Source organism: Brevundimonas sp. (genome assembly GCF_046295595.1).
Taxonomy (GTDB): Bacteria; Pseudomonadota; Alphaproteobacteria; order Caulobacterales; family Caulobacteraceae; genus Brevundimonas.
Window position 1 is genome coordinate 1 of record NZ_JBKBMX010000036.1, and the last position, 3,778, is coordinate 3,778.

Below are 3,778 nucleotides of genomic sequence, written 5' to 3' on the forward strand. Positions count from 1 at the left end.
CAAGCACTTCCGCCGCATCGCCACCCGCTTCGACAAGCTGGCCCGCAACTTCCTCGCCGCCGTCCTGCTCGCCTCAACACGCCTCTGGCTCAGGGCTTATGAGTCCAGAACCTAGAGCGCCTGGGGGGTCCGACCTACAGGGTCAGGGCGCAACGCTCGTGGATGGTCGGGCGCGAGACGGTTATGCGGCTGAGGCCGGGCCATTCCGGCTTCAGCCGGTTGGCGAACCACACGCACAGGTTCTCAAGCGACGGCAGTTCGAGGCCCGCGTGCTCGTTGAGCATGCCGTGGTCCAGCTCTTCGGCCGCCGCCTTCAGCGCGCGGTCCAGCGCGCCCAGGTCGGCGACCCAGCCGTGGGCGATGTCCAGCGCCTCGCCGCGCACCGTGGCCTCGACCTGGAAGGAATGGCCGTGGATGCGCCTGTAGGGACTGCCCTCCGGCTCGGTCGGGAAGTGGTGGGCGGCGTCGAAGGTGGCCGCCTTGGTGATCTCGAAAACGTTCATCTTACGCCGATGTATTTGTGGGTCTGGACGCTGAGCCGCCATTTGGGATGACTCAGGCAATAGTCGAGGGCCGCTGCCGTATTGGCCTCGCGATCCGGCCCGTCCATAGGCTGGAGCCAGAAGCGCTCGAAGGCCAGATGTTCGAACCGGTCGGGCATGGCGGCCGGTTGGGGATAGACCAGCTTCAGCTCCTGGCCCGAGGTCTGAACCACCGGGGCGGCGGCCTTGGGGCTGACGCAGACCCAGTCGACGCCGGCCGGCGCGACAAGGGTGCCGTTGGATTCGATGGCGATTTCGAAGCCGCGGGCGTGCAGGGCCTCGATCAGGGGCGGGTCGAGTTGCAGCAGCGGTTCGCCGCCGGTGCAGACGACCAGTTTCGGGTCCCCCGCCCGGCCCCGCCACATCGATGCGACGTGATCGGCCAGGGCGTCGGCGGTCACGAACTTGCCGCCGCCGTCGCCGTCAACGCCGACGAAATCGGTGTCGCAGAAGCTGCAGACGGCCGCCGCCCGGTCCCGCTCCAGCCCGTTCCACAGATTGCAGCCGGCGAAGCGCAGGAAGACCGCCGGCCGGCCCGCCTGCCCGCCCTCGCCCTGCACCGTCAGGAAGATCTCCTTGGCGGAATAGGTCACGTCGCCGGTCCCGGCCGCGCCGCCCATTCGTCGTAGCCGGCAGCTCGCAGCTCGCAGGCCGGGCAGTCGCCGCAGCCGTAGCCCCAGGGGTGGCGGTGCTCGCGGTCGCCGCGATAGCAGGTGTGCGAGGCCTCGACGATCAGTTCGACCAGCGGCGGGCCGCCCAGATCGGCGGCCAGGGCCCAGGTGTCGGCCTTGGTCAGGGCCATCAGCGGCGTTTCGATGACGACCGGCTTGTCGAGGCCGAGGCTCAGGGCCCGGGCCATGGCGTCGATCGTGTCGCGGCGGCAATCGGGATAGCCGGAGAAGTCGGTTTCGCACATGCCGCCGACCAGCACCTCCAGCCCACGCCGGTCCGCGAGGGCGGCCGCGCAGGTCAGGAAGACGAGGTTGCGGCCCGGCACGAAGGTGGTCGGCAGGCCGCGGGCGTCCATCTCTATGGCCCGGTCGGCGGTCAGGGCGCTGTCGGCGATCCGGCCGTAGCCGGTCAGGTCGACGACATGGTCGGGGCCGAGCCGGTCGGCGAGGTCGGGCAGCCCCCTGCCCATCCCATCGCGCACGGTCAGGCGCGCCTGCATCTCGACCGCGTGGCGCTGACCATAGTCGAATCCGACCGTCTCCACCCGCGCGTGGCGCGCAAGCGCCCACGCCAGGCAGGTGGCGCTGTCCTGCCCGCCGGAGAAGAGGACGAGAGCGGATGTCGCGGGGTTTTCCAGGGCTGCGCTCATGACAAACCTGCGGTCGGCCGGACGGCCGCGCGCATGGACAGGGGTGATGGGCCGTTCGGGGACGGGCCGGGGTCATACACCAGCCGGGCGCCGGGCGCAAAAACTGCGGCTCAGCTTAACCATTCCGAAAACGGTTCGGTGCAATGTCCACCGGTTGCCGTGGAGTGCCGGTGAGTATGCCGACCATTGAAGTTCTCACCGAGCGCGCCGAGGCAGTCTCGCCGGAGACATCGGGAAGCGAGGTGTTCGCCCGCTTCGAGAGCGAACCCGACACCCTCGTCATCGCCGTCGTCGACGGCCATCGCCCCGTCGGCCTCGTAGAGCGCAACGCCTTCCTGCTGAAGATCGCCGGCGCCTTTGGCCACGCCCTCTATGCGCGCCGGCCGATCACCCATCTGATGGACGACGACCCCGCCGTGGTCGAGGCCGGGGTGGCCATCGACACCTTCTGCGACGCCCTGCTGAAGGGCGGGCCGGCGGCCCTGATGCGCGGCTTCATCGTCACCCGCGACGGCCGCTATCACGGCGTCGGCACGGCGGTGTCCCTGCTGCAGGCCGTCAACGACAGCCAGCGCCGTCAGAACGCCGACCTCGCCGCCCAGGCGCGCGAGCTCAGCGACACCCGGACCCAGGCCCTGATGTCGGCCCGGGCCAAGAGCCAGTTCCTCGCCATCATGAGCCATGAACTGCGCACGCCGATGAACGGCGTGCTTGCCGTCGCCGAACTGCTGCGCCGTCAGCCGCTGAACGCCCAGGCGCACGCCCATGTGACCACGATCGTGGAAAGCTCCGAGACCCTGCTGCGCATCCTCCAGGACGCGCTCGACCTGTCGCGGGCCGAGGCGGGCGAGCTGGAACTGCACGCCGAGCCGACGCCGCTGCGCAGCCTGATGGACGACATCCAGGCCATGTGGGCGCCACGCGCGTCCCAGGACAATGTCAGCCTGATGATCGGCTATGAGGGCGACACTGAACTGGCCGCCGTCGTCGATGGCGTGCGGTTGAAGCAGGTGTTCAACAACCTGATCGGCAACGCCCTGAAATTCGCCCGCAACGGCGTCGTCGAGGCCAGCCTGAAGGCGGTGGCGGCGGGCGACCGCATCACCCTTGAGGCGCGCATTCGCGATGACGGCCCGGGCATCGACGCCGATCGCGTCGACGCGATCTTCGAACCCTTCGTCCACGGCTCGGGCCAGGACGGCGCAGGTCTGGGCCTGTCGATCTGCCGGCAGATCATCGACCGCATGGGCGGCCGCATCTGGGCCGAGAACAATCCGGGACGCGGCGCGACCTTCGCCTTCGACCTCGAGGTCGATCGCACCCTGGTCGAGGCGGCGACAGCCTCGAACGTCCAGTCCCTGTCGAACCACGACATGACCACGACGCCGCATGTGTTGATCGTCGACGACAACGCCACCAACCGCGTGGTGGCCCAGGCCCTGTGCGAGATGTTCGGCTGCACCTCCGAAACCGCGGAGGACGGCGTCGAGGCGCTGGAAGCGGTGCAGGAGCGTCAGTTCGACCTGGTGCTGATGGACATCAAGATGCCGCGCATGGATGGCGTGCAGGCGACCGAGGCGATCCGCGCCCTCGACGGGCCGGTCAGCGCCATCCCGATCGTCGCCCTGACCGCCAACGCCGATCCGGACGACGCCCGCAAATACCTCGCCTGCGGCATGGCCGCCGTCGTCGAAAAGCCGATCAAGCCCGAGCGGCTGCGCATGGCCATGCATGCCGCGCTGGGGCCGGGCGCTGAAGCGAGCGATGCGCGGGCCCCGCGCCGGTCGGCGCGCTCGGCCTAGGTTCTGAACCCATAAAGCTTGCGGTGACCCGGTCTCGCTGATTCAAGGATTCCGGAAGGAGCCTTGGCATGGCGCGATACGATCTGAGCGAGGTGGAGTGGCGGCTGATCGAG

4 protein-coding genes and 1 pseudogene are annotated in these 3,778 nt (G+C 69.2%); 2 read left to right on the forward strand and 3 right to left on the reverse strand.

Annotated features, from left to right (window positions below):
- Positions 1–115, forward strand: a pseudogene (locus ACK4JY_RS14785) (IS5/IS1182 family transposase); the annotation flags it as partial.
- A 19-nt stretch (positions 116–134) separates the two neighbouring features.
- On the opposite strand, the gene ACK4JY_RS14790 reads toward ACK4JY_RS14785, so the two are convergent.
- The 3 genes from ACK4JY_RS14790 to queC are packed head-to-tail and all read right to left on the reverse strand — an operon-like array spanning position 135 to position 1,863.
- Positions 135–503 (reverse strand): 6-pyruvoyl trahydropterin synthase family protein, encoded by a 369-nt coding sequence (locus tag ACK4JY_RS14790; RefSeq protein WP_409606868.1) that lies wholly within the window; start codon positions 501–503, stop codon positions 135–137.
- Entirely contained in the window at positions 500–1,135 is a 636-nt protein-coding gene (gene queE / locus ACK4JY_RS14795; protein ID WP_409606869.1) for a 7-carboxy-7-deazaguanine synthase, read from the reverse strand. The genes ACK4JY_RS14790 and queE overlap by 4 nt, the downstream gene beginning before the upstream one ends.
- On the reverse strand, positions 1,132–1,863 hold the full coding sequence (queC, locus tag ACK4JY_RS14800) for a 7-cyano-7-deazaguanine synthase QueC (protein ID WP_409606870.1): 732 nt from the start codon (positions 1,861–1,863) through the stop codon (positions 1,132–1,134). The genes queE and queC overlap by 4 nt, the downstream gene beginning before the upstream one ends.
- A gap of 176 nt (positions 1,864–2,039) precedes the next feature.
- Between queC and ACK4JY_RS14805 the strand changes: the two genes are divergently transcribed.
- Entirely contained in the window at positions 2,040–3,665 is a 1,626-nt protein-coding gene (locus ACK4JY_RS14805; RefSeq protein ID WP_409606871.1) for a response regulator, read from the forward strand.
- The last annotated feature ends 113 nt before the right edge of the window (positions 3,666–3,778 follow it).